The 23370-nt window shown below is 54.5% G+C and carries 25 protein-coding genes and 1 other RNA gene; 10 read left to right on the top strand and 16 right to left on the bottom strand.

Going from position 1 to position 23370, the window contains the following annotated elements; genetic code table 11:
* Positions 1-57: 57 nt before the first annotated feature.
* Both P6287_RS05075 and ykgO read left to right on the top strand, forming a co-directional pair.
* Positions 58-315: a type B 50S ribosomal protein L31 gene (locus P6287_RS05075; protein ID WP_101762406.1), complete on the top strand. Its 258-nt coding sequence runs from the start codon at positions 58-60 to the stop codon at positions 313-315.
* Positions 316-330: 15 nt separating this feature from the next.
* Positions 331-471, top strand: coding sequence for a type B 50S ribosomal protein L36 (gene ykgO, locus P6287_RS05070; RefSeq protein ID WP_008103894.1), 141 nt, complete (start codon positions 331-333; stop codon positions 469-471).
* 44 nt (positions 472-515) lie between these two features.
* Here ykgO and P6287_RS05065 read toward each other — a convergent pair whose 3' ends face one another.
* The 3 genes from P6287_RS05065 to P6287_RS05055 are packed head-to-tail and all read right to left on the bottom strand — an operon-like array spanning position 516 to position 2909.
* Positions 516-1394, bottom strand: a complete 879-nt coding sequence (locus P6287_RS05065) for a metal ABC transporter substrate-binding protein (protein WP_277974600.1) — start codon at positions 1392-1394, stop codon at positions 516-518.
* Between the two features lie 22 nt (positions 1395-1416).
* Positions 1417-2256, bottom strand: coding sequence for a metal ABC transporter permease (locus P6287_RS05060; protein WP_101762408.1), 840 nt, complete (start codon positions 2254-2256; stop codon positions 1417-1419).
* Positions 2253-2909, bottom strand: coding sequence for an ABC transporter ATP-binding protein (locus tag P6287_RS05055; RefSeq protein WP_277974599.1), 657 nt, complete (start codon positions 2907-2909; stop codon positions 2253-2255). Before P6287_RS05055 ends, P6287_RS05060 begins: the two co-directional genes overlap by 4 nt.
* A 340-nt stretch (positions 2910-3249) precedes the next feature.
* Here P6287_RS05055 and P6287_RS05050 point away from each other — a divergent pair, with 340 nt between their 5' ends.
* The 3 genes from P6287_RS05050 (at position 3250) to P6287_RS05040 (ending at position 4371) form a co-directional block, all read left to right on the top strand.
* Positions 3250-3603: a hypothetical protein gene (locus P6287_RS05050; protein ID WP_101762410.1), complete on the top strand. Its 354-nt coding sequence runs from the start codon at positions 3250-3252 to the stop codon at positions 3601-3603.
* A gap of 147 nt (positions 3604-3750) precedes the next feature.
* Positions 3751-4128, top strand: a complete 378-nt coding sequence (tomB, locus tag P6287_RS05045) for an Hha toxicity modulator TomB (RefSeq protein ID WP_007886936.1) — start codon at positions 3751-3753, stop codon at positions 4126-4128.
* 24 nt (positions 4129-4152) lie between these two features.
* Entirely contained in the window at positions 4153-4371 is a 219-nt protein-coding gene (locus tag P6287_RS05040; protein ID WP_007886938.1) for an HHA domain-containing protein, read from the top strand.
* 129 nt (positions 4372-4500) lie between these two features.
* Here the strand turns inward: P6287_RS05040 and ffs are convergent.
* Positions 4501-4597: signal recognition particle sRNA small type (ffs, locus tag P6287_RS05035), an RNA gene on the bottom strand.
* Positions 4598-4774: 177 nt separating this feature from the next.
* Here ffs and P6287_RS05030 point away from each other — a divergent pair.
* Positions 4775-5086: an MGMT family protein gene (locus P6287_RS05030; RefSeq protein ID WP_101762411.1), complete on the top strand. Its 312-nt coding sequence runs from the start codon at positions 4775-4777 to the stop codon at positions 5084-5086.
* A 145-nt stretch (positions 5087-5231) separates the two neighbouring features.
* Here P6287_RS05030 and P6287_RS05025 read toward each other — a convergent pair whose 3' ends face one another.
* Positions 5232-5789: a YbaY family lipoprotein gene (locus P6287_RS05025; protein ID WP_110867736.1), complete on the bottom strand. Its 558-nt coding sequence runs from the start codon at positions 5787-5789 to the stop codon at positions 5232-5234.
* A gap of 205 nt (positions 5790-5994) precedes the next feature.
* On the opposite strand from P6287_RS05025, the gene tesB reads away from it, so the two are divergent.
* The gene (tesB, locus tag P6287_RS05020) at positions 5995-6858 is read left to right on the top strand and encodes an acyl-CoA thioesterase II (RefSeq protein WP_101762413.1); all 864 of its coding nucleotides are present in this window, start codon (positions 5995-5997) and stop codon (positions 6856-6858) included.
* Between the two features lie 70 nt (positions 6859-6928).
* Here the strand turns inward: tesB and amtB are convergent, their stop codons facing one another.
* The 5 genes from amtB to P6287_RS04995 all read right to left on the bottom strand — a co-directional run bounded on the left by amtB (position 6929) and on the right by P6287_RS04995 (position 12872).
* A complete protein-coding gene (gene amtB, locus P6287_RS05015; protein ID WP_101762414.1) occupies positions 6929-8218 on the bottom strand; it encodes an ammonium transporter AmtB in 1290 nt (429 codons plus the stop codon).
* A gap of 33 nt (positions 8219-8251) precedes the next feature.
* The gene (glnK, locus tag P6287_RS05010; protein ID WP_007886947.1) at positions 8252-8590 is read right to left on the bottom strand and encodes a P-II family nitrogen regulator; all 339 of its coding nucleotides are present in this window, start codon (positions 8588-8590) and stop codon (positions 8252-8254) included.
* A 259-nt stretch (positions 8591-8849) separates the two neighbouring features.
* Positions 8850-10625 (bottom strand): SmdB family multidrug efflux ABC transporter permease/ATP-binding protein, encoded by a 1776-nt coding sequence (locus P6287_RS05005; RefSeq protein ID WP_277974598.1) that lies wholly within the window; start codon positions 10623-10625, stop codon positions 8850-8852.
* Positions 10618-12387, bottom strand: coding sequence for a SmdA family multidrug ABC transporter permease/ATP-binding protein (locus tag P6287_RS05000; RefSeq protein WP_277974597.1), 1770 nt, complete (start codon positions 12385-12387; stop codon positions 10618-10620). The genes P6287_RS05005 and P6287_RS05000 overlap by 8 nt, the downstream gene beginning before the upstream one ends.
* A 23-nt stretch (positions 12388-12410) precedes the next feature.
* The gene (locus P6287_RS04995; protein ID WP_008103913.1) at positions 12411-12872 is read right to left on the bottom strand and encodes an Lrp/AsnC family transcriptional regulator; all 462 of its coding nucleotides are present in this window, start codon (positions 12870-12872) and stop codon (positions 12411-12413) included.
* A 115-nt stretch (positions 12873-12987) separates the two neighbouring features.
* Here P6287_RS04995 and P6287_RS04990 point away from each other — a divergent pair, with 115 nt between their 5' ends.
* On the top strand, positions 12988-14022 hold the full coding sequence (locus tag P6287_RS04990) for a PLP-dependent cysteine synthase family protein (RefSeq protein ID WP_277974596.1): 1035 nt from the start codon (positions 12988-12990) through the stop codon (positions 14020-14022).
* 34 nt (positions 14023-14056) lie between these two features.
* Here P6287_RS04990 and cof read toward each other — a convergent pair whose 3' ends face one another.
* Positions 14057-14878, bottom strand: a complete 822-nt coding sequence (gene cof, locus P6287_RS04985) for an HMP-PP phosphatase (protein WP_210081232.1) — start codon at positions 14876-14878, stop codon at positions 14057-14059.
* A gap of 93 nt (positions 14879-14971) precedes the next feature.
* Between cof and P6287_RS04980 the strand changes: the two genes are divergently transcribed.
* Together P6287_RS04980 and queC are read left to right on the top strand one after the other, a co-directional pair.
* On the top strand, positions 14972-16687 hold the full coding sequence (locus tag P6287_RS04980; RefSeq protein WP_277974595.1) for an SgrR family transcriptional regulator: 1716 nt from the start codon (positions 14972-14974) through the stop codon (positions 16685-16687).
* A gap of 26 nt (positions 16688-16713) precedes the next feature.
* Entirely contained in the window at positions 16714-17409 is a 696-nt protein-coding gene (queC, locus tag P6287_RS04975) for a 7-cyano-7-deazaguanine synthase QueC (RefSeq protein ID WP_101762419.1), read from the top strand.
* Between the two features lie 37 nt (positions 17410-17446).
* Here queC and P6287_RS04970 read toward each other — a convergent pair whose 3' ends face one another.
* The 5 genes from P6287_RS04970 to lon form a co-directional block, all read right to left on the bottom strand.
* On the bottom strand, positions 17447-17854 hold the full coding sequence (locus tag P6287_RS04970) for a YbgC/FadM family acyl-CoA thioesterase (RefSeq protein WP_137385275.1): 408 nt from the start codon (positions 17852-17854) through the stop codon (positions 17447-17449).
* Positions 17855-17956: 102 nt separating this feature from the next.
* Positions 17957-18280 carry a ComEA family DNA-binding protein gene (locus P6287_RS04965; protein ID WP_101762421.1) on the bottom strand — a complete coding sequence of 108 codons (324 nt, stop codon included), beginning with the start codon at positions 18278-18280 and terminating at the stop codon, positions 17957-17959.
* Positions 18281-18420: 140 nt separating this feature from the next.
* Positions 18421-20289 (bottom strand): peptidylprolyl isomerase, encoded by a 1869-nt coding sequence (gene ppiD / locus P6287_RS04960; RefSeq protein ID WP_110867834.1) that lies wholly within the window; start codon positions 20287-20289, stop codon positions 18421-18423.
* Between the two features lie 237 nt (positions 20290-20526).
* Positions 20527-20799: a nucleoid-associated protein HU-beta gene (gene hupB, locus P6287_RS04955; RefSeq protein WP_036648244.1), complete on the bottom strand. Its 273-nt coding sequence runs from the start codon at positions 20797-20799 to the stop codon at positions 20527-20529.
* A 213-nt stretch (positions 20800-21012) separates the two neighbouring features.
* On the bottom strand, positions 21013-23367 hold the full coding sequence (gene lon / locus P6287_RS04950) for an endopeptidase La (RefSeq protein WP_101762422.1): 2355 nt from the start codon (positions 23365-23367) through the stop codon (positions 21013-21015).
* Positions 23368-23370: the final 3 nt, after the last annotated feature.

Here is a 23370-nt window from a genome sequence, read left to right as displayed (position 1 = left end):
CAGCCATGTTCGGGCTCATACTATTGTTATAGTATAACATTACATAGCGAGGTTACTATGAAACCGAATATCCATCCTCTTTATCGCCCAGTGGTGTTCCACGACACCTCGGCCAACGAATACTTTAAAGTCGGCTCCACCATCAAAACCGAGCGCACCATTGAGTATGAAGGTGAAGTGCTGCCATATGTCACGCTGGATGTCTCGTCAAAATCCCACGTGTTCTACACCGGCAAGCAGAAAGACTTTGCTAAAGAAGGCAGCACCGCGCGCTTCAACCAGCGTTTCGGCAGCTTCCTGTCGCGCAACAAGTAACGCTGGAGAGAACAGATGCAGGTATTGAGTTCATTGCGCTCTGCAAAGACGCGCCATAAGGATTGCAAAGTCGTGCGTCGTAAAGGTCGCATCTATGTGATTTGCAAAACTAACCCGCGCTTTAAGGCGGTTCAGGGAAGAAAGAAAAAAAGGTAGGAAAGTGTCGTGATAGTTGGCCGGGATGCTCCCCGGCCTTTTTTTTACTTCATGCTATGCAAAATGGCGTCAACATTGTGTTTGAACGCGGCGACATAGGTCGCTGCTGGGCCATTCGCTTCCGACAGCGCCTCAGGATAAAGTTCCCCGCCCGGCTGCGCGCCGGTTTCGCTGGCAATCTGTTTTACCAGTCGCGGATCGGTTTGATTCTCCATGAAGTAGGTTTTGATGTGCTCGGCCTTCAGTTGTTGGATGATCGAGGCCACGTCGCTGGCGCTGGCTTCCGCTTCGGTAGAGAAGCCCACCGGCGCCAGGAAACTGACGCCATAACGTTGGCCAAAGTAGCCAAAGGCATCATGGCTGGTCAGCACTTTACGCTTGCTCTTCGGCACTTCGGCAAACGCATTTTTCGCCCAGCTATCCAGCTTCTGCAGCTGCTGAATGTAACTTTCACCGCTTTTACGAATATCCGCCGCATCTTCTGGAGCGGCTTTGATCAGCGCATTCATCACATTAGTGGCGTAGATCACACCGTTTTGCATGCTGTTCCACGCATGCGGATCGGTGATGCTTTTGCCGTCCTCTTCCATCTTACGCGTGTTGACACCGTTCGATGCCACTACGATGGTGCCTTTATAGCCTGACGCGCTGATCAGGCGATCCATCCAGCCTTCCATGCCCAAACCGCTCACGAATACCACATCCGCCTTCGACAGCGCCTGGCTATCCTGCGGCGTCGGTTCGAAGGTGTGCGGATCGCCATTCGGCCCGACCAGCGATTTCACGTTAACGTGATCGCCACCAACCTGTTTAACGATATCCGCCAGCACGGTAAAGCTCGCCACAACATCAACGCTTTTCGCCAGCGACAGCGGGCTTGCCAGCATGGCGCTAATCGCCAGACTCAGCGGTAACTTTTTCATTCCTATCCCCTTATTGGTTTGGTTATCGACGGCGCAACAGGCCGCCACATGGTCCTGTCAAAACAGAAAGCAGAAACAGCACCGCAGCACTGAGCACCACCGCCGGTCCAGCCGGCAGCGAGAAATGCCACGAAAGAATCAGGCCGATAAATGCTGAGACGATCGCCAGCAGCATGGCGATGCCGAGCATGTAAGCCAGGTGGCGGCTCCAGAAGCGTGCGCTGGTGGCCGGCAACATCATCAATCCCACCGACATCAGCGTGCCCAGCACCTGAAAGCCCGCCACCAGATTGAGCACCACCAGCATCAAAAACAGACCGTGCACCAGCGGAGCGCTCCATTTGCCCTGAGCGCGCAGGAAATCGGGATCGAAGGCATCGATCACCAGCGGACGGAAGATCACCGCCAGCAGCAGCAAGGTCGTAGCCGCAATGCCGCCAACCAGCAGAATCGCCGCGTTATCCACCGCCAGCAGCGATCCAAATAACACGTGCAGCAGATCGACGCTGGAGCCGCGCAGCGACACCAGTGTGACGCCGAGTGCGAGAGAGCCGAGGTAAAAGCCGGAAAAACTGGCATCCTCTTTGAGATGCGTATAACGGCTGACCGCTCCCGAGAGCAGCGCCACCGCCAATCCGGCAATCAGGCCGCCGATACCCATCGCCACCAGCGATAATCCCGATACCAGATAACCAATCGCCGCGCCGGGTAACACAGCATGTGATAAGGCATCGCCGACCAAACTCATGCGGCGCAGGGAAAGGAAAACGCCCAGCGGCGTGGCGCTGATCGCTAATGCAACGCAGGCCACCAGCGCACGGCGCATAAAACCAAATTCGATAAAGGGTTGGAGTAATGTCACGACGCCACCCTACGCAACTTTGGCGTTTGTGCGGCATCAGCGTCATCGAGCGATAACACATCCTTAAAATAGCGCGCCACCAGCGGACGATCGTGTAGCACGACTAATAATGTGGTGCCCGCCTGCTGCTGCTGTTCGAGAATCGACATCAGCAAGGTGACGGTTTGGCTATCAATGCCGTTGAAGGGTTCATCCAGCAGCCAGAGCTGGCTGCGCTGCAGCATTAAGCGCGCGAACAGCACGCGCTGCAGTTGCCCGCCAGATAACGTCGATGGCTGCGCATCGGCGAACTCACGCATTTGTACCGCATCCAGCGCGGCATCGATTTCCAGGCGCAAGGCGCGATTGATACCACCAAACCAGCCGCAGCGTGGCCAGCAGCCCATCGCCACCAGTTCATAGGCAGTAAGAGGAAAGCGGGTTTCAAGTTCACTGCGTTGCGGTAACCAGCCCAGCGCTTTGCGTGGGATGTGCAATTCGCAGTTGCCGGAAATTGGCGGTAGTAAGCCGGCAATGGTTTTTAATAATGTCGATTTGCCGGTGCCGTTAGCGCCAATCAGCGCCGTCATGCTGCCTGTTGCCAGCTCACCGTTAACGACCGGCGTCACCGCACGGCCTTGATAACCGGCTTGTAAGCGGTTGAAATGCATCATTTCTGCATGCCCCAATCTAAGGCCAGCGCTAGCAAGGCAATCAGCATCAGCGCAACCAGCAAACGGCCGCCAAGGGAAAGAAGTAAACCGCTGTGATTCATACTCAACAACCAATAATGTTATAACATAACAATTATCATACCCGACTCATCCTCAATTGCGCCCAGGCAAAAGTGTTTCAAAAGTTGATCGATCATGAAGATAGCCGCGCTAATTCGCCGTTGCGCCATGATTGTGTTATGAAACCCATCACAACGATTACTCTTTCTGTTTATTAGCGACTTGCAATGTCACTCAATAAGCACAATGATAGAAACATCATTCTTTTACTGGATACAAAATGCCGTCTATTATTCATTGTGATATTGCTGTGGATGAGGACGATTGCGAAAAGTTGGTCAGAATTATCCAGGGGAATATTCTCAAAATAGCCGAGGCATTAGCCGGTGATTTACAGTGGTATTCTCAAAACGCGCAATTAGTTCCCGATAGCTTCCAGATTATTTCTATTCAACCAACCGACAATAATCGATTTAAAATGCTTTACGATTTCAGCTGGAATTTATTTAATCCTTGCCTGGATTTAAATGAAACGTTTACGCGTCGTGAAGAAGTGTTGTTTCAGGTAAAGCCCGGCGCGCTGGTGTTTGACGTGATTGACAATGAGCGCCCCTCTCCCGCCGATGAATTGTAATATTTGGTAATTGAGGTGAGCAAAGCTAATGATTGTGGATTACATTTAAGGAGTCGCTGAATTCAATTTTATTCGATATCGCTTCCTGGTAGCTTTTCTTAATCTCGCCGCGCTGCGGTAACTGTGCTAGCTATGGAGGGGAAAAAGATGGACGAATACTCACCGAAACGGCATGATATTGCCCAGCTTAAATACCTGTGTGAGAACCTGTTCGACGAAAGTATGGCGACATTGACCGACAGCCATCATGGTTGGGTTAATGATCCTACTTCGGAAAGCAATTTACAGCTCAACGATTTGATTGAGCATATCGCTTCTTTCACGATGAATTACAAAATTAAGCACGTTGAAGATGAAGCCCTGATTACGCAAATCGATGAATATCTTGACGATACCTTTATGCTGTTCAGCAGCTATGGAATCAATACTCAGGATCTACAACGGTGGCAGCGTTCAGCAAAACGCTTATTTAATCTGTTTGCCGAAGAGTGCGCTTATCTCCAACAACCTAGCCATTCCTTTTAGCACCAGACTGAGACCGGTTTATTTATGAGCAACCAAGCCTTAACTAAAACAGATTATTTGATGCGACTGCGCCGCTGTCGCTCAATCGATACCCTTGAACGGGTTATCGAAAAAAACAAGTATGAATTACCTGATAATGAACTCGCGGTATTCTATTCGGCAGCCGATCATCGTCTGGCTGAACTGACAATGAATAAGCTTTACGATAAAGTACCGGTTTCTGTCTGGAAGTTCGTCCGCTAAGTTTTTCCCCTAACAGCCGATCTGCACCATCATCGTTTTGATCAAGGATTGAATCACCGGCAAAGGATTGCCAGATTTCTCTGTGCGTAAAATTCTGTGGAGTATGAGGCGGGTACAAATTGGTGGGGGCCCTGCCAGCTACATCCCGGCACACGCGTCGCCTGCTGCGGCTGCTTCCTTCCGGATCTGACCGAGTTCACAAGTTAGCATTGCGGGAGAACCAACAGGGCCCCCATTGACAAGCCCTCATTTCGAGAGCGCAGGCATTATCAAGTATGCCCCCGGCAATTGCAAGCGCAGGCCCGACAACCGTTGGTTTCTTGCACAAGCACACAGCAATGCGCTGATGTCTACCCTTCTGCATGCTAAAGTTTGCCCTTTCCTGATAAAAATAGGTGCGCATATGAGCGACCAACACAATTTCTCTGAGCGCGTCTGGCAGATCATCGCGGCCATTCCGCCAGGAAAGGTCACTACTTACGGGGATGTTGCGCAATTAGCGGGTTCGCCGCGCGCGGCACGCCAGGTGGGTGGCGTATTACGCCGTTTGCCGGAAGGCAGTAAATTACCCTGGTTTCGCGTTATCAATCGCCATGGCCGCATTTCACTGCAGGGCGACGACTTGTTTCGTCAGCGCGATGCGCTGGAAGCGGAAGGAATTGAAGTGAGCGATGCTGGGGAGATCGAGTTAGAGAAATATCGGTGGGAAATTTAGCGGTGCGATATGTCGCGCACAGGCCTGCAGCCGTTACGTAAAGGCGCTGTCTCGTCCCTGATCGCTCGGCACACGCCATCCATGGCGTATGACGCTTTACTCCACGGCAGCGGGCCTGTGCGCTTGGCCTGTGCCGTTTGGTAGATTACAGACTTGTCGGTGCCGGCACCGAAGCAGATGGCGTCACCTGCGTAGGTGATGTCGAAGGCACTGTTGTTGCTGCTCCCGGCTGGGTTTGCATCGCGACGTTAGTCACTGGCACCAACAGCAGTTCGGCTTTTGTCCCGCCCTGATTAATCACCGGTTTCACCGTATCGGTGATAAATGCCAGCTTGCCATCAATCGAAATCGCCGCACTCAACAGAATGCGCGCGTTCGGCTGGATGTCAGCCGGATTAAACGGTAAGACAAACTGGAACGGCGACTGTTTCCCTTCAGTACGCACCACGCGCTGCGACAGCACTTTTGAAGGCGCGTCGGCCAGCGATGCATCTGATAGCGTAACGGTCAGCACAGAATCCGGCGGCAGCGCAATGCGCTGGCGGATATACACCGAACCACTGACATTAGGCTGCGCAATCGCGGCCTGCTGCCCCGCTACCGCTGAGCCGAGTGTAGGTGTGGCAACCGGCTTGCTGTGGTCCGCACAACCGGTAATCGCCGCAGCCAGGGTCATACCGCTAATAACTTGCCAGAGTTTCATCGATGTCGTCTCCTTATGAACACTATGATTGTCGGCGGTAAATTTATTGCTTAGCTTTTCAGCCGCCGAATGACCTTAATTCTGGCACAAATATCGGCATTGCGCCTAAACCCTCCGCCAGCCCGCTGAAATCGCGGCAAAATCATTGACGGAAACTGGTCGGATCTTTCACACTGACGCGATAAGTCACGCTGAGGAATCCGCTATGAGCCAGGCACTGCACAACCTGCTTAATTTATTAAATCTAGAAAAACTGGAAGAAGGCCTGTTTCGTGGTCAGAGCGAAGATCTGGGCTTGCGCCAGGTGTTTGGTGGCCAGGTAGTCGGCCAGGCGCTGTATGCCGCGAAACAAACGGTGCCGGAAGAGCGCATCATTCACTCCTTCCACAGCTACTTTCTACGTCCGGGCGATAGCCAAAAAGCCATCATTTATGATGTCGAAACGCTGCGTGACGGCAAAAGCTTCAGCGCACGCCGCGTTAGCGCGGTACAGAATGGTCAGCCGATCTTCTACATGACGGCTTCGTTCCAGGCACCTGAAAGCGGCTTCGAGCATCAGAATGAAATGCCGCAGGTGCCGGGCCCGGATAATCTGCCATCGGAACAGGATTTGGCGAAGAAGCTGGCCGCGCATCTGCCACTCAAGCTGAAAGAAAAATTCCTCGCCGAGCGTCCGCTGGATATTCGTCCGGTGCAAATTCATAACCCGCTGAAAGGCCACGTCGATGAGCCGCTGCGTCAGGTGTGGATTCGTGCCAACGGCGAGTTACCGGCCGATCGTCGTATCCATCAATACCTGCTGGGCTATGCCTCGGATCTCAACTTCCTGCCGGTGGCGCTGCAGCCGCACGGTAAAGGCTTCCTCGAAGCCGATATGCAGGTTGCAACCATCGATCACTCAATGTGGTTCCATCGTCCGTTCGACTTGTCTGAATGGCTGCTGTACAGCGTGGTGAGCACTTCCGCCTCGGGCGCGCGCGGTTTTGTGCGGGGTGAGTTTTATACCCAGGATGGCCGACTGGTGGCGACCACGGTGCAGGAAGGCGTGATGCGCCAACGCGACGCATAAAAAAAGGGCGATAAAATCGCCCCTCTGTTTTTTTATAATTTTAGCGCACTGCTCTTCTTTAGCCCGGCGGTTACTGGTTGTAAGCGTTCTCGCCGTGGCTGTTTACATCCAGACCTTCACGTTCCTGATCTTCCGGAACACGCAGTCCAACAATCATATCCGCCAGTTTGAAGCCGATGAAGGCTACAACTGCAGTCCAGACGATGGTCACACCCACGCTGAATAGCTGAATCCAAACCTGATGGCCCATGGTCACGCCTTCTGCGTAGCCTACGCCGCCCAGTGAAGAGGACGCGAACACGCCGGTCAGGATACAACCAAGGATGCCACACACGCCGTGCACACCGAACACATCACATGGGTCATCAACGCGCAGCCATTTCTTCAGGGTTGTTACGCCCCACAGACCGGCTAAACCACCTGCCAGGCCGATAATCAGCGCGCCGCCGACACCCACATAACCACAAGCTGGGGTAATCGCCACCAGACCGGCGATGAAGCCAGAGCAGGCGCCAAGCAGAGAAGGTTTACCGCGTACCGCCCACTCGCCAAACACCCACGACAGCACCGCACCCGCTGTAGCCACCACGGTATTCAGGAACGCCAGCGCAGCGATTTCGTTAGCTGAGGAAGCAGAACCAGCGTTGAAGCCGAACCAGCCCACATACAGAATCGCGGTACCGAGGAACACCATCGGCAGGTTGTGTGGTTTGAAGGCTTCTTTGCCGAAACCAGCACGTTTGCCCACCAGGTAAGCCCCCACCAGGCCAGCAACGGCGGCGTTGATGTGAACCACGGTGCCGCCCGCGAAGTCGAGCGCGCCGTCTTGCGCCAGCAAGCCACCAGCCCATACCATGTGTGCGATTGGCAGATAAGCCAGCGTCAGCCACACCACCACGAAGATCAATACCGCAGAGAAGCGAATACGTTCAGCCAGCGCACCAACAATCAGGCCGACGGTGATACAGGCGAAGGAAGCCTGGAACGCGATGTGAATGTACTGATAGAAGCTGCCCATCAGCGCTTTCAACTCAATATTTTTCAGCATCGCCCACTGGAAGCTACCGAAGAAGGCGTTGCCTTCACTGAACGCCAGTGAGTAGCCGTAAATTACCCACAGCACGCAAACCAGTGAGAAGGTCACCGCAACCTGCGTCAGCATCGACAGCACGTTCTTGCCGCGAATCAAACCGCCGTAGAACAGCGCAATGCCGGGAATCGACATAAACAGTACCAAGGCGGTACAGATCATCATAAAGGCGTTATCGGCTTTATCCGCTACTGCAGGGGCGGCCGCCATCGCCAGAGAAGGTAACAGCGCAAGGCTGGTGAGGCCCAACTTCGTTATCAGTTTATTCATTTCTTTCCATCCCATCACAATTCAGAGCCCCAGTTACAGTGCTGCTTCGTCGGTCTCGCCGGTACGAATACGAATGACGCGCTGCAGTTCTGCGACGAAAATCTTGCCGTCGCCAATTTTGCCGGTATACGCGGCTTTGCTGATGACATCGACCACTTCATCAAGTTGGTCGTCCGCAATAGCGATATCAATTTTTACTTTTGGCAGGAAGTTAACGCTGTACTCGGCACCGCGATAAAGCTCTGCGTGACCTTTCTGGCGACCAAAACCTTTAACCTCGGTAACGGTCAGTCCCTGAATGCCAATAGAGGATAAGGCTTCACGCACGTCCTCCAGCTTAAATGGTTTGATTACCACGGTAACCAGCTTCATACGTTCCCCTCCGGATAAGAAATTGAGTGAGTCTTCGCGGACACGTAGGGATATAAGCAAAGGCTGTGCCATAAATAAAAAAAGGGGAATGTCAGTAGCATAGGCGCGCTGCATCACGCTTCGTTATGTGAAGCACAGCGCAGATTGCGGAGGAGGAAGAGGAAAGGTGTTGCAATATTGCACTTCTTTGGTGCTTCAAGCCTCAAAGAAGTGCATCAATACAGAACATTCCGATAAAACTGTGCAAAAAAGGTGCAATTCACCCTTCGGTTTGTACGGGGATGCCCGCCGCGAGTTCATCGCCGGCCTGCTGCAGCTGATACATCTGCCAGTAACGGCCCTGCTCGGCCAGCAGCTCAGCATGCGTACCGCGTTCAACCACCTGACCGCGATGCAGCACTAAAATCTGATCGGCTTCGGTAATGGTGGAAAGGCGATGCGCAATCACCACCAACGTGCTGTGCTGGCGTAGTGCACGTAACGCCTGCTGAATCGCCTGTTCCGTGCCGGAATCGATATTGGCCGTGGCTTCGTCGAGGATCAGGATTTGCGGCAATGACACCAGCACGCGCGCCAGCGCCAGCAGCTGTTTCTGCCCAACCGACAGATTATTGCCCTGCTCGCCTAAACGCGTATGGATGCCGTCCGCCATGCTGCGCGCCAGCGGTGCCAGCTGCACCGTCTCCAGCGCCTGCCACACCTTATCTTCCGGGATATCGCGCCCCAAACGCACGTTGGCCAGCAGCGAATCCGCCAGCACCACCGGATCCTGTTGCACCATCGCAACGCTTTGACGTAAAGCGGCGTGCGACAGCTGCGGCAGCGGGCGACCATCCAGTTCGATACTGCCGCGCGTCACCGGGTAATAGCCCATCAGCAGATTCGCCAGCGTACTTTTCCCGCTGCCGGTGTGCCCCACCAGCGCAACAAAATGACGCGCCGGCACTTCGAGATTGATGTGGCTGAGCACATCGCGATTATCGCGATAGGCAAAGCTCACATCCCGCAGCGAGATGCTGCCGGAGGCCAGCGGCAGACTATCGCTGCCGTAACCTTGCTGTTCTGCATCCATCAGTTCAAAGATACGCTCGCCGGACACCACCGCCTGTTGCAGCATCGACTGCTGCGTGGTGAGTTCAATCAGCGGTTCATTGAGGCGGCCAAGATAGGTAATAAAGGCATACAGCACACCGACTTCAAACACGCCCGGCGTGGCGAAGCTGAACAGCATCAGCAAACCGCACAGAATCATGGCCGAAAACAGACTCAACAACGGGCGCAACAAAAAGCCATCCAGCCGCAGCGTTTCCATACGTGCCAGATAGTGTGAACGGCTGGCTTCGCCCATGCGTTCACCAAAGCGCGCCTGCTGGCGGAACTGCTGGATCACGCTCATGCCGTTGATCACTTCATTGAAGCCGTTGTTGATGTCCGCCAAATAGCTGCGCACGCGACGCGCAATCGGCGTGCTAAAGCGCTGATAAATCAGCATCACCGTCAGCACCAGCGGGAAAATCACGATCGCTACCAACGCCATGCGCCAGTCAAGGGAGAACATCGCCACCAGCATCGCGCCAATCAACGCGGCAGCCCGCAACACTGTGGCCACCACGGTAACGTAGAGATCTTTGATCACTTCGGTGTCGTTGGTGACGCGCGAGATGATTTGGCCGACCGGCTGCGTATCGAAGGCGCCGAGCGGCTGGCGCAACGCCGCGTTCATCACGTCCACGCGCAATTGCTGCACCACGCCAATCGCCGCGCGGTTAAACAGCAACGCCTGAAAATAGTGCAAACCGGCGGCCAGCAATTGCAGCAGGACAAAGCCCACCAGCAGCCCCGCGACGATGCCCCACGGCATCTGATGTTTCGCCACCAGATTATCGATGAAGTAGCTTACCAGCACCGGTCCGGTGACTTCGGCTGCCGCCGCAATCCACAGCATGCCGACCGCCAGCCACAGCGATTTACGCCACGGTTTGCCATACGCCAGCAGTCGTTTCAGCGTCGGCCATAAACGTTGTGATTTAGCCACGGCTTGCTCCTTCTGCCACTTCATCGTCATCCAGTGCGGCTTCCAGCTGCTGATAACGGTACATATCGCGATACCAGCCTTCTTTGGCCGCCAGGGTGTCATGATCGCCACGCTGCGTCACGGCGCCGTGCTGCAGCACCAGAATTTCGCTGGCCTCGGTAAGCGCCGACAGACGATGCGCGCTGATAATCAAGGTGCGCCCTTTGCCCCACTGACGCAGGTTATGCAGGATGTCATGTTCAGTGCGGCCATCAACCGCCGACAGCGCATCATCCAGAATCAGGATTTCGGCATTCAGCAGCAGCGCGCGTGCAATCGCGATGCGCTGCTTCTGTCCGCCCGATAACATCACGCCACGTTCGCCCACTTCGGTCTCATAACCTTGTGGCAGGCGCAGAATATCATCGTGCACGCAGGCCATGGTTGCCACGCGCTCCAGCTCTTGCTGCGTCGCATTCGGGCGACCCAGCGCCAGATTGGCGGCAATGGTGTCAGAGAACAGGAAAGGCGTCTGGCTGACGACCGCCAGCCGGCTGCGCCAGCTATCGAGCCGCAACTGCGGCAGCGGTGTATTGTGGTAGCGAATATCGCCCTGATCGATGTCGAAGTGGCGCTGAATCAAGCTTAGGAGCGTGCTCTTGCCGCATCCGGTTGGCCCACATAATCCCAGCATTTGGCCCGGTTTTAACTGGAAATTAAGATGGCTCAGCACCGGGCCAGAGCTGGCCGGATAGCGGAACTCACGAATAGCGACCTGCAGGATGCCAGGCTCAGGCGGTAAAACCTTCTGACCATCTTCAACCGCTGGCGCTTCCGCCAGCAATGAACGGATACGGCTCCACGCCGCACTGCCGCGCTCAACGATGTTGATCATCCACGCCAGCGCCAGCATGGGCCAAATCATCAGACCGAGGTACATCACAAAGCTGGTGAGCTGCCCAAGCGTCAAACTGCCGTTCCACACCATCCAGCCGCCACCGGCAATTGCCAGCAGGTTAGAGAAGCCGACGGCGATATAAATGATCGGATCGAATCGCGCATCCACGCGCGCCACATGCAGGTTTTTCTTGCCGGTATCAGCAGCGATGCCGGCAAACTGCTGCGACTGGTGATCTTCGAGGCCAAATGCTTTGATCATACGGATGCTGGTCAGGCTTTCCTGGGTTTGATCGTTCAGGCTTGAAAACGCCGCCTGCGCCACTTTAAAACGTTGATGCAAGCGGGCACCGTCTTTCTGGATGGCGAAAGCCATAATTGGCATCGGGATCAGCGCCAGTAACGTCAGTTGCCAGCTGATTTGGGTGCTCATCACAATCAGCACCACCAATCCCATCACCAGCGAATCCACCAGCGTCAGCACGCCTTCACCGGCGGCAAACACCACGCGATCCACATCATTGGTGGCGCGGGCGATCAGATCGCCAGTGCGATGGCGCAGATAAAATGCCGGATGCTGGCGGCTGAGCTGGCGATAAAAATCTTCACGTAGCTCAACGGCTAATTGATAGGATGCGCCGAACAACAGCACGCGCCAGACGTAGCGCAACAGATAGACGATCACCGCCGTCACCAGCATCACGCCGATCCACATTAAGATCTGCCCGGCGCTTAAATTATGCTGGGTGACGCCGTCGACAATCACGCCAACCACGTGCGGTGGCAGCAATTGCAGTAAGGCAATAACGATCAGCAAGCTGACGGCGCCCAGATATCGCCGCCACTCGCGCAGGAAATACCAACTTAACTGGCTGAATAATTGCACAAGCGTGTCTCTTTCTGTGCCCGTTAGGGCGCTACCGGCAAGGCGGTGGTGTATTTAATCTCTTCCATGGCAAAACTGGAGGTCACATCCATCAGTCCCGGTACGCCGTTCACCAGGCGCTTATAAAAGCTGTCGTAACTCTTCATGTCCGCGACCTGAATGCGCAGCAAATAATCGTACTCGCCCGCCATGCGATAAAACGCCATCACTTCCGGCATTTGCTGCACCACGGCGACAAATTGCTTAAACCACTCGCTGCTGTGCTGCTGAGTTTTGACAAACATAAAAGCGGTGAGCGACAGACCGATTTTTTCGCCGTCCACCAGCGCCACGCGCGCACGAATAATGCCATCATCTTCCAGTTTTTTCAGGCGTTTCCAGCACGGCGTGGTGGTGAGGTTCACCGCATCGGCCAACGTCTGCAGCGACAATGTGCAATCCTGCTGCAGCATTGCCAGCAAAGTGCGGTCAGTTTTATCTAACATTTGCCACTCCCGGAGAAAAATTTTCTCTAAGCGCACCATTATACCGTGATTAAAGCAACCTCTTTTTCCTGCCAGTGCCTTACACTGTGCGCAATAATGATTACGGAAATGCCACATGCAAACGCCCTGGGTTCGCCACGCCATCAATGAAATTAACGCCGATTTTCAGCGCTCCGCGGATACGCATCTGATCCGCTTTAAGCTGGATGATTATCCCGGCATTCACTTCTATCTTAAGGATGAAAGCACCCATCCCAGCGGCAGCTTAAAACACCGTTTGGCGCGTTCCCTGTTTCTCTATGGCCTGGCGAATGGCTGGATCCACGAAAATACGCCGATCATTGAAGCCTCATCCGGCAGTACTGCGGTATCGGAAGCTTACTTCGCGCGTTTGCTCGGTTTGCCCTTTATCGCTGTGATGCCCGCCAGCACCGCGAAACGCAAAATCGAGATGATTGGTTTTTACGGTGGCGAGTGCCATTTCGTCGCCGATCCCTGCCAGCTGTACAGCGAATCCGAGCGTTTAGCGCGTGAACTGAATGGCCACTTTATGGACCAGTTCACCTATGCCGAGCGCGCCACCGACTGGCGCGGCAACAACAACATCGCCGAAAGCATTTTCCGCCAGATGTCACACGAACCCTTCCCGGTGCCGCATACGGTGATCATGAGCGCCGGTACCGGCGGCACCTCAGCAACTCTGGGCCGCTATATCCGCTATCAGGGCCATGACACGCGCCTGCTGGTGGTCGATCCGCAGCATTCAGTGTTCTTTGATTACTGGCAGAGCCGCGACAAAACGCTGCGCAGCGAACGCGGCAGCCTGATTGAAGGCATTGGTCGTCCGCGCGTGGAACCGTCGTTTTTACCCGACGTGATTGACGAGATGATGAAAGTGCCGGATGGCGCGACTATCGCCGCGATGCTGCAGCTGGAAAAGGTGCTGGGACGTCGCCCTGGCGCCTCAACCGGCACCAACTTCTGGGGCATGATGCAGTTGGCAAAACGCATGCGGGACAACGGCGAGCAGGGTTCTTTGGTGACGTTGCTGTGTGACAGCGGTGAGCGCTATCCCGACACCTATTACAATGCGCAGTGGGTGAAGCAGAATATCGGCGACATTGCGCCGTGGGTGCGTGAGCTACAATAAAAAACCGGACGTCCTGTCCGGTTCACTGTAAGCCTCAGCATTCGGGGGAATAATCGAGGTGTGGTGTGGTCATCCAGTGATTAAGGTAGTGAGAAACTGCCTGTGTCTCGCAATGTCCGATAATCGGTAAATGGGGCAACGACGCTTTCAATTGATGCATGGCGTTGCCCATAATAAAACCGCTGCCAACACGTTCCAGCATTTCGCGATCGTTCATGGCATCGCCAAACGCCATACAATCCGCCAGCGACAGCGAAAGATGCTGGCACAAACGCCCCAACGCCGCGCCTTTATGGCAATCGACCGGCAACACCTCCAGACAATCCCACGCAGAGAAGCAAATGTTGGCCCGCTCGCCCAACGCGGCCTGCAATTCGCTTTTTAACGCCTGCAACATTTCATGTGGCGCAATAAAACAGATTTTCGTGACTTCATGCGCCGACATCTGACGCAAATCGCGCAGCTGATAATGGAAGCCACTCATCGCATGCGCTTCCAGCGCGCCGAGCAGCGGCTTATCGGTAAACCAGCCCTCATCGTTGAAAACATGAATCGAGGCCGGCGTTTGCCAATGCGTATGAATCACCTCTTCCGCCACCGATGGCGATAAATCGCAGCCGTAAAGTGGGTTGCCTTCAAGATCGTGAATGCGCGTGCCGTTACCGGTAATCAGCCACGCAGGCAAGGTGATTTGTTCACGTACTCGCTGCATATCCATGAGATGACGCCCGGTGGCAAACGCCAACGTGACGCCGCGCTGATGCAACGCATGCAGGCTTGCCAGCGTTTCATTACCTAACCGGTGCGAAGGCAGCAACAGCGTGCCGTCCATATCAAATGCCGCGAGGCGAGCCATGCGAATTCTCCTGTCTGAGTGAGGCAACTACTATCGTCTGGTAATTACGGAACTAATAGTGAATACTTTTTAAAAACTGTTCCGGGTTTAACTATGCGTGAACTTCATCGGGTCAATCAATTTCAGCGCCTGTGGCAACTCAGCCACGGCGAAACGCAACGCCTTAGCGTCGCTGCGATGGCGCAACACTGCTTTTGCAGCGAGCGCCATCTGCGCACGCTGCTGCGTCAGTGGCAGGATGCCGGCTGGCTGCAGTGGCGCGGTGAATCCGGGCGTGGCAAACAGGGTGAGCTGACTTTCCTGGTGTCGCCGGAACAGCTGCGCCAGCAGTTGTTAACGCAGCAACTCGACGCCGGCGAGGCGGTACAGGCGCTGCAGGTGCTCGATCTGCATCCCGAGCGATTAGTAAAATTGCTGCGACCACTGATGGGCGGTCAGTGGCAGAAGCAATCGCCGGTGCTGCGCATTCCTTACTACCGCGCGATGGAGCCGTTGCGTCCGCTGCAGCTGACCGGACGCGCCGAGCAACATCTGGCGCGCCAGGTTTTCTCCGGGTTAACGCGCTTTCGCGATAACGATGTTGAAGGCGATCTCGCTCACCATTGGCAGCATGATGCCAGCGGCCGTGACTGGTATTTCTGGCTGCGCCCACAGCTCAGCTGGCACAACGATGAACCGGTGCAGGCGGCACAGTTGGTTGAGCAGCTGCAACAGATCAGGCATTCGCCACGCGGTTCGCGGCTGCTGGCGGCGATTGAACAGATTGAAGCGCCGCATCCGCTAGCGATACATATTCAACTGCGCGAAAGCGATTATTGGCTGCCGCAGCGGCTGGCGCACCAGTTCTGTCTGTTACCGCATCCTGAATTCGCCGATATCGGTAGCGGGCCGTGGAAACTCACGCATTTCACCGCTGAGATGGTGCGTCTGGAGAGCCATGCGCGCTGGCATTTGCAGCGTCCGCTGATCCAGCGGATGGAATACTGGATCACACCGCAGCTGTTTGATCGTGATCTCGGCACCAGTTGCAGCCATCCGGTGCAAATCGCCATTGGCGATCCTGATGAACTCGGCTCGCTACGTCCGGTTGATCGCAGTATCAGCCTGGGATTTTGCTATCTGGCGCCACGCATCTCGGCGAACTTCAGTGCCGAACAGGCCCAATCGCTGATTGCCCTGATTCAGCGCAGCGGTGTGATTCAGCAACTGCCGCTGGATGAGGGTTTAATCACACCGAGCCATGAGCTGCTGCCTGGCTGGCCGGTACCGCGCGCCGAAAGAGAGACGATTGCACTGCCGCCCACATTAACGCTGCATTACCACTTGCCGGTCGAACTGCATGTGATGGCGCAGGCGTTAATTCCACTGCTGGCGCAACACGGCTGCGCCCTCACCTGCATCTTCCATGACGTAAAAAGCTGGCGAGACGATAGCGATCTCAGTGAGGCCGATGTGGTGATGGGCGATCGACTGATTGGCGATGCACCGCTGTTTACGCTGGTGAACTGGCTGGAGAACGATCCGGTCTGGCAGCCGCTGCGCGAACAGGTTCTGCAAACGCCACTGAGCGCGATTGCCCAACAACCTGATGCATTGCAGCGCGGTGAATTGACTCAGCAACTGTTTCAGCAGCTGATGTGCGATGGCCACTTACTGCCGCTGTTTAACTATCGCTATCAGGTTTTTGCGCCGCCCGGCGTGGAGGGCATCCAGCTTAATAGTTTGGGATGGTTTGATTTCACCCGCGCCTGGATTCCGCCGCCAACCACAGCTAGCGCTGTTCAGCCTGCGTCCGAGCCAGTACCATAAGCGCACTGATTTTTGGGGAAGAAAAAATGAAACGAGCCGTTGTGGTATTCAGTGGCGGACAAGACTCCACCACCTGTTTAATTCAGGCGCTGCAACACTATGATGAAGTGCATTGCGTTACTTTTGATTACGGCCAACGCCATCGTGAAGAGATCGAGGTTGCGGCTGAGCTGTCGCACAAGCTGGGCGCGCGCGCGCACAAAGTGCTGGACGTTACGCTGCTCAACGAGTTAGCCGTCAGCAGCCTGACGCGCGACAACATTCCGGTGCCAACCTATGATCCCAATGCCAGCGGTTTGCCGAGTACCTTTGTACCGGGCCGCAATATCCTGTTCCTGACGCTGGCATCGATTTATGCCTATCAGGTCGAAGCCGAAGCGGTGATCACCGGCGTGTGCGAAACCGATTTCTCCGGCTACCCGGATTGCCGTGATGAGTTTGTTAAAGCACTGAATAACGCCGTCAGCCTCGGCATGGCGCGCAATATTCGCTTTGAGACGCCGCTGATGTGGCTGAATAAAGCGGAAACCTGGGCGCTGGCCGATTACTGGCAGCAACTGCCGCTGGTGCGCGCTGAAACGCTTACCTGCTACAACGGCGTAAAAGGTGATGGCTGTGGCGAATGCGCGGCCTGCCATTTACGCGCTCGTGGCCTGGCAGATTATCAGGCGAACGCGCCGGCGGTGATGGCAGCGATGAAACAAAAAAGCGGCCTCAACTGATTCAGGCCGCAGGGTAAACTGGCGTCATCGGCGCCAGTTATTCATTTTCCACCATCAATGACGCCAGACGCTCGCGCAACTCCCCTTCCATCGGCACCGCTTTTTGCGTGCGCAAATCGATACAGACAAAGGTCAGCGCGGCATCGGCCACAACCGAATTATCACTGGCCAGCAAGACACGCTGCGCAATGATGCCACTTTTACCGCTGAGCTGTGACACTTCACTTTCAATATTCAATACGTCGCCCAATACCGCCGGACGACGATAGTTGATGTTGATATTCACCACCACAAACGCCAGTTGCTGCTCCATCAGCCAATGAAACGCATCGACATCCTCCAGCCACTGCCAGCGCGCCTCTTCCAGAAATTCCAGATAGCGCGCGTTATTCACGTGCTGATAAACATCCAGATGATAACCGCGCACTTTAATTGTGGTTTGCATTGTTGCTCCTTGTTCAGGCTGAGAATGACAACTGGTAAGACCTGTTGAGCATAGCACAGCCTGAATCCGGGCTTTTTCAATCCTTCAAAGTCGCGAGACGCTTCACAGTTTAAGCCGGGCGCTGTTGCGCTCAATCAGGGCGCTACCAATGCCCGGCACCTCCTTGAGCTGTTCAATGGCGGTAAAGGGCCCGTATTGTTCGCGATAACTGACAATCGCCTGCGCCTTCTTCAGCCCGATACCGTTCATACCAGCCGCCAGTTGTTCGGCGGTGGCTGAATTGATGCTAACCTGGCCTTCCTGTGGCGTGGAGACTTGCGTCGCCTGCGTTTCACTGGGACTTTCGGCAGCCGCCAGTCCGGTGGTATAAACTGCGCCGCCCAGCGCCAGCGTAATGCATAGGGCTTGAAACGTTGATTTAACCATGCTGTGTTTCTCCTTGTGTTTGACAGCAACAGCAGGGTGTCACAGCTCAATTCAACGCTCAAAAGGGCAATTACAGAAATGGAAAAGGCCGCATAAGCGGCCTTTCGGGTATTGCAGTGATTTAACTTTTTTTGTGAGGCTTACTGGTTTTGTGCTGCGGCGCCGTACTTAATCTTCGCCTCTTTACGCAGGTTTTCCAGCAGCGCTTCAAAGGCGATTTGCGCGTTATTCTGCGTTACGCCTTTTACCATCTCATCGATCTGCGCCTGCGGCATGTTGCCCGCGCTGACTTTATCCAGCGCGATCAGCACCACATTGCCCTGCATATCTTCGCTCACGCCCCACGACGGTTTATTGTCGGCAGGTTGTGGCAGATTGAAGGCCGACTGAGCAACAGGATCCTGCGCGTTGCGATCGAACGATTTGCTGGCGCTGAGCGTCAGGCCTGCAGCCTTCAGTGCATCCGCTTTACCGGCTTTCAAATCGGCCAGCAGCTTATCTGCTTGTGCTTTCGCCTGCTGCGTCGCTTTATCATGCTTCAGCGAGTCTACGATCTGTGCTTTTACCTGATCCAGCGGCTTCACCGCTTCCGGTTTGTGCTCGCTGATACGCAGTACAAAGGCACGATCGCCATCCACAGAGATGATGTCGGAGTTGTTACCCGGCGCACCATTCTGGCCTACCAGACCACCGTTGAAGATCGCTTGTTTAACCTGATCGAAATTCAACTCGTCTGGCAGGTTATCGCGGGTGATCCAGTTGGTTTCTACCACTTTCAAGCCGGAAGCCTGCGCGGCGCCCGCCAACGATTCGTTGTCGTTGCTGGCTGCTTCGCTGACTTTCTGCTGAATTTTGTAGAAGGCATCAACCGCTTTCTCTTGTTTTACTTTATCGGCAACGATGTCATGAACATCGGCCAGCGGCTTAACCTGCTCCGGCTGGATATCATCCAGACGCACCACCAGGAAGCCAACCGACGATTTGATAGCGCCGGAAAGCTGGCCTTTCTGCGTCAGATTGGCGTTTTTCAGCTCGTCTGGCGTAGTGCTCGGCTCCAGCCAACCCATGTCACCGCCTTTGCGGGCTGAGATTGGGTCGATGGATTTGCTTTTTGCCAGCGCAGCGAAATCTTCGCCTTTCTTCAGCGCGTCAACCACGGCGTTAGCGTCAGCTTCCGTCCTGGTCTGGATTACGCTGTAGCGATTACGCTGTGGCTGTGAATAATCCGCTTTATGTTGATCGTACCAGCTCTGAATGTCCGCTTCGCTGGCCGTTTCCTGCATGCTAGCGGCATCCATTTTGATGTAGCTCACGCGGAACTGTTCAGGCGCCATGAAGCTATTCTGATGCTGCTGGTAATATTGGCTGACTTCGTCGTCGCTGACCGTCTGCTTAGCCGCCAGCGCGTTGACATCAATCACCGCCTGACGCACTTCACGCTGCTGAGACACCAGATCCACCAGCTTGCTGGTTTCGCCTTTTAGCATGAAATCGGTGTTAGCAATTGCGTTAATCAGCTGCTGCGTCGCCAGCTGCTTGCGCAGCGCTTCGGCATACTGATCGGCAGTGAAGCCCATGCTGGTGATCAGGCCGCTGTATTTGGCGTTGTCGAATTTACCGTTGGTCTGGAAAGCTTTCTGATTAAAGATCGCCTGTTTCACCTGATCATCGCTGATGCCGATGTGCAGATCTTTGATGTACTGATCAAGTAACGCCTGATCGATCAACTGCGACAGCGCCTGCTGGCGCATCTGCTGCATGTAGCCTTCGTTGCTGGCTAACTGCGAGAACTGATCGCCCAGCATCTGCTGCTGACGATTGCGCTCGTTGTTATAACCCTGCTCCAGCTCTGCACGGCTGATCTCGTGGCCGTTAACTTTGGCAGCATAATCACCGCCGCCACCGATCAGGTAATTGCCCACCCCGGTGAGTACGAAAGACAGGATGATCAATCCCAGAATAATCTTGAGCACGACATGATTCGACGCCGCGCGTAAATTGTCCATCATGGTATGACAACACTCCGCTGTAGTGTGAATGTAAAGCTCTAACACGATGTCATCATCGTGCAACTGCTGTTCAGGCTGGCAGTTGGCAACCATGCGGAGACAACAACCAAAGGCTATCGCCGCGCATCAAGAATAAAAAAGGCACATCAAAAATGATGTGCCCGTATGTTACATGAGAACGGCTTTTGCGTCCTCAATCCACGGAAGAAAATGCTTCAATGGATGTATCAGCGGTCATTAATTGACGGAATCTTTCAGTGCTTTACCAGCACGGAAGCCCGGAACTTTACCAGCCGGAATGGTGAGCTCTTTACCCGTTTGTGGGTTACGGCCTGTACGAGCTGCACGCTCACGTACAGAGAAAGTACCGAAACCAACCAGTGCTACTTCATCACCGCCCTTCAGAGCTTCGGTAACGGAGTCCATGAATGCATCTAAAACACGTCCCGCTGCCGCTTTAGAAATGTCAGCATCTGCAGCAATTTTGTCGATCAACTGTGACTTATTCACTCTCTTCATCCCCTCTTTTATTATTCACATCGCACCCGTGCTTCCCGCCCGGTGCGAACGCGCAGCCAGTTATATCAAGCCTGTGGAGCTGAAACAACGGTATTCATCTTAATCGTTGATCCAGCAGCCCACTAAGTTAGCGGCACAAAAAAAAGCTGGCAAGCACCATTTTGCCTGCCAGCTTCGCTTTTTAGCGGTTTATGCCGCTAATCACTATTTTGCGGTCGCAACCTGCATGCCGTAAGGCGCATTTTCCAGTGCCAGGTTCAGCACTTCTTCAATACGCTTCACCGGATGAATCTCGAGATCGGCAATCACGTTCTGGGGAATATCCTCCAGATCGCGCTTGTTTTCGTCCGGGATCAGCACGGTTTTGATGCCGCCACGGTGTGCCGCCAGCAACTTCTCTTTCAGGCCACCAATCGGCAGAACCAGACCACGCAGGGTGATTTCACCGGTCATTGCAACATCAGAGCGCACCGGGTTACCGGTTAAGCAAGACACTAGCGCGGTGCACATAGCGATACCGGCGCTCGGGCCATCTTTCGGCGTCGCACCTTCTGGTACGTGCACGTGGATGTCGCGTTTCTCGTAGAAATCACCGTTGATGCCCAGTTTCTCTGCACGCGCGCGCACCACAGTCAGCGCGGCCTGAATCGATTCCTGCATCACTTCGCCCAACGACCCGGTGTACGTCAGCTTGCCTTTACCTGGTACGCAGGCGGTTTCAATGGTCAGCAGATCGCCGCCCACTTCCGTCCACGCCAGTCCGGTCACCTGACCCACACGGCTTTCGCTCTCTGCGCGACCATAATCAAAGCGCTGCACGCCAAGGAAATCCTTGAGATTATCGCCATTGATCACGATGTGCTTTTTCGACTTATCCATCAGCAGCGCCTTCACTGCTTTACGGCACAGCTTGGAGAGTTCGCGCTCCAGACTACGCACGCCCGCTTCACGCGTGTAGTAGCGGATGATGCCAACAATCGCGCTGTCGTCGACAGTGATCTCTTTCTCTTTCAGCGCATTACGTTCAATCTGCTTCGGCAGCAAATGTTGCTTCGCGATGTTCAGCTTTTCATCTTCGGTGTAACCGGAGAGACGAATCACTTCCATACGGTCAAGCAACGGTGCTGGGATGTTCATGGAGTTTGAGGTCGCCACGAACATAACGTCAGAGAGATCGTAATCCACTTCCAGATAGTGATCGTTAAACGCGATGTTCTGCTCAGGATCCAGCACCTCAAGCAGCGCTGAAGCCGGATCGCCACGCATGTCAGAAGACATTTTGTCGATCTCATCCAGCAGGAACAGCGGGTTTTTGACGCCCACTTTCGCCATTTTCTGGATCAACTTGCCAGGCATAGAACCGATGTAGGTACGACGATGTCCGCGGATTTCCGCTTCATCACGCACGCCACCCAGCGCCATACGCACGTATTTACGTCCGGTGGCCTTAGCAATCGACTGTCCCAGCGAGGTTTTACCAACGCCCGGCGGTCCAACGAGGCACAGAATTGGGCCTTTGATTTTGCTAACGCGACTCTGCACCGCAAGATACTCAAGGATGCGATCTTTGACGCGCTCCAGACCGTAATGGTCGATATCCAGCGTTTCCTGCGCTTTACGCAGGTCTTTTTTCACCTTGCTGCGCGCCACCCACGGAACCTGAACCATCCAGTCGATGTAGCCACGCACCACGGTCGCTTCTGCAGACATCGGCGACATCATCTTCAGCTTCTGCAGCTCAGCTTCGGCTTTTTCACGCGCTTCGGTCGGCATTTTGGCCGCTTCAATCTTACGTTTCAGCGCCTCGTACTCATCCGGCGCATCATCCATTTCGCCCAGCTCTTTCTGAATGGCTTTCATTTGCTCATTCAGATAGTACTCACGCTGGCTTTTTTCCATCTGCTTTTTAACGCGGTTGCGAATGCGCTTCTCAACCTGCAGCAGATCGATTTCTGATTCCATCATCGCCATCAGATATTCCAGACGTTCATTGACGTCGGACATCTCCAGCACGGACTGTTTATCAGCCAGTTTCAGCGGCATATGCGCTGCGACGGTATCGGCCAGACGGGCCGCATCGTCGATGCTGTTGAGGGAGGTTAAGACCTCAGGTGGGATTTTTTTATTGAGCTTGATGTAGCCTTCGAACTGGTTGATGGCCGTGCGCACCAGCACTTCCTGCTCGCGCTCTTCAATTTCTGGCGAGACAAGGTATTCGGCCTGGGCAACAAAATGGTCGCCATTATCAGCCAGCGTGGTGATGTGCGCGCGCTGTAAACCTTCGACCAGCACTTTTACCGTGCCGTCTGGAAGTTTCAGCATCTGCAATACAGAAGCGACGGTCCCTACTGAGAAGAGATCGTTAATGCCAGGTTCATCCGTTGAAGCCTCTTTCTGTGCAACCAGCATGATCTTTTTATCATGATCCATCGCGGCTTCGAGGCACCGAATCGATTTTTCCCGGCCAACAAACAACGGAATTACCATGTGCGGATAAACCACCACGTCGCGCAACGGCAACACGGGGATTTCAATGCGTTCAGAACGCTCAGGATTCATAGA

The organism is Pantoea sp. X85, assembly GCF_029623675.1.
In the GTDB taxonomy this organism is placed as follows: domain Bacteria; phylum Pseudomonadota; class Gammaproteobacteria; order Enterobacterales; family Enterobacteriaceae; genus Pantoea; species Pantoea leporis.
This window is presented reverse-complemented; position numbering and strand designations above follow the sequence as displayed.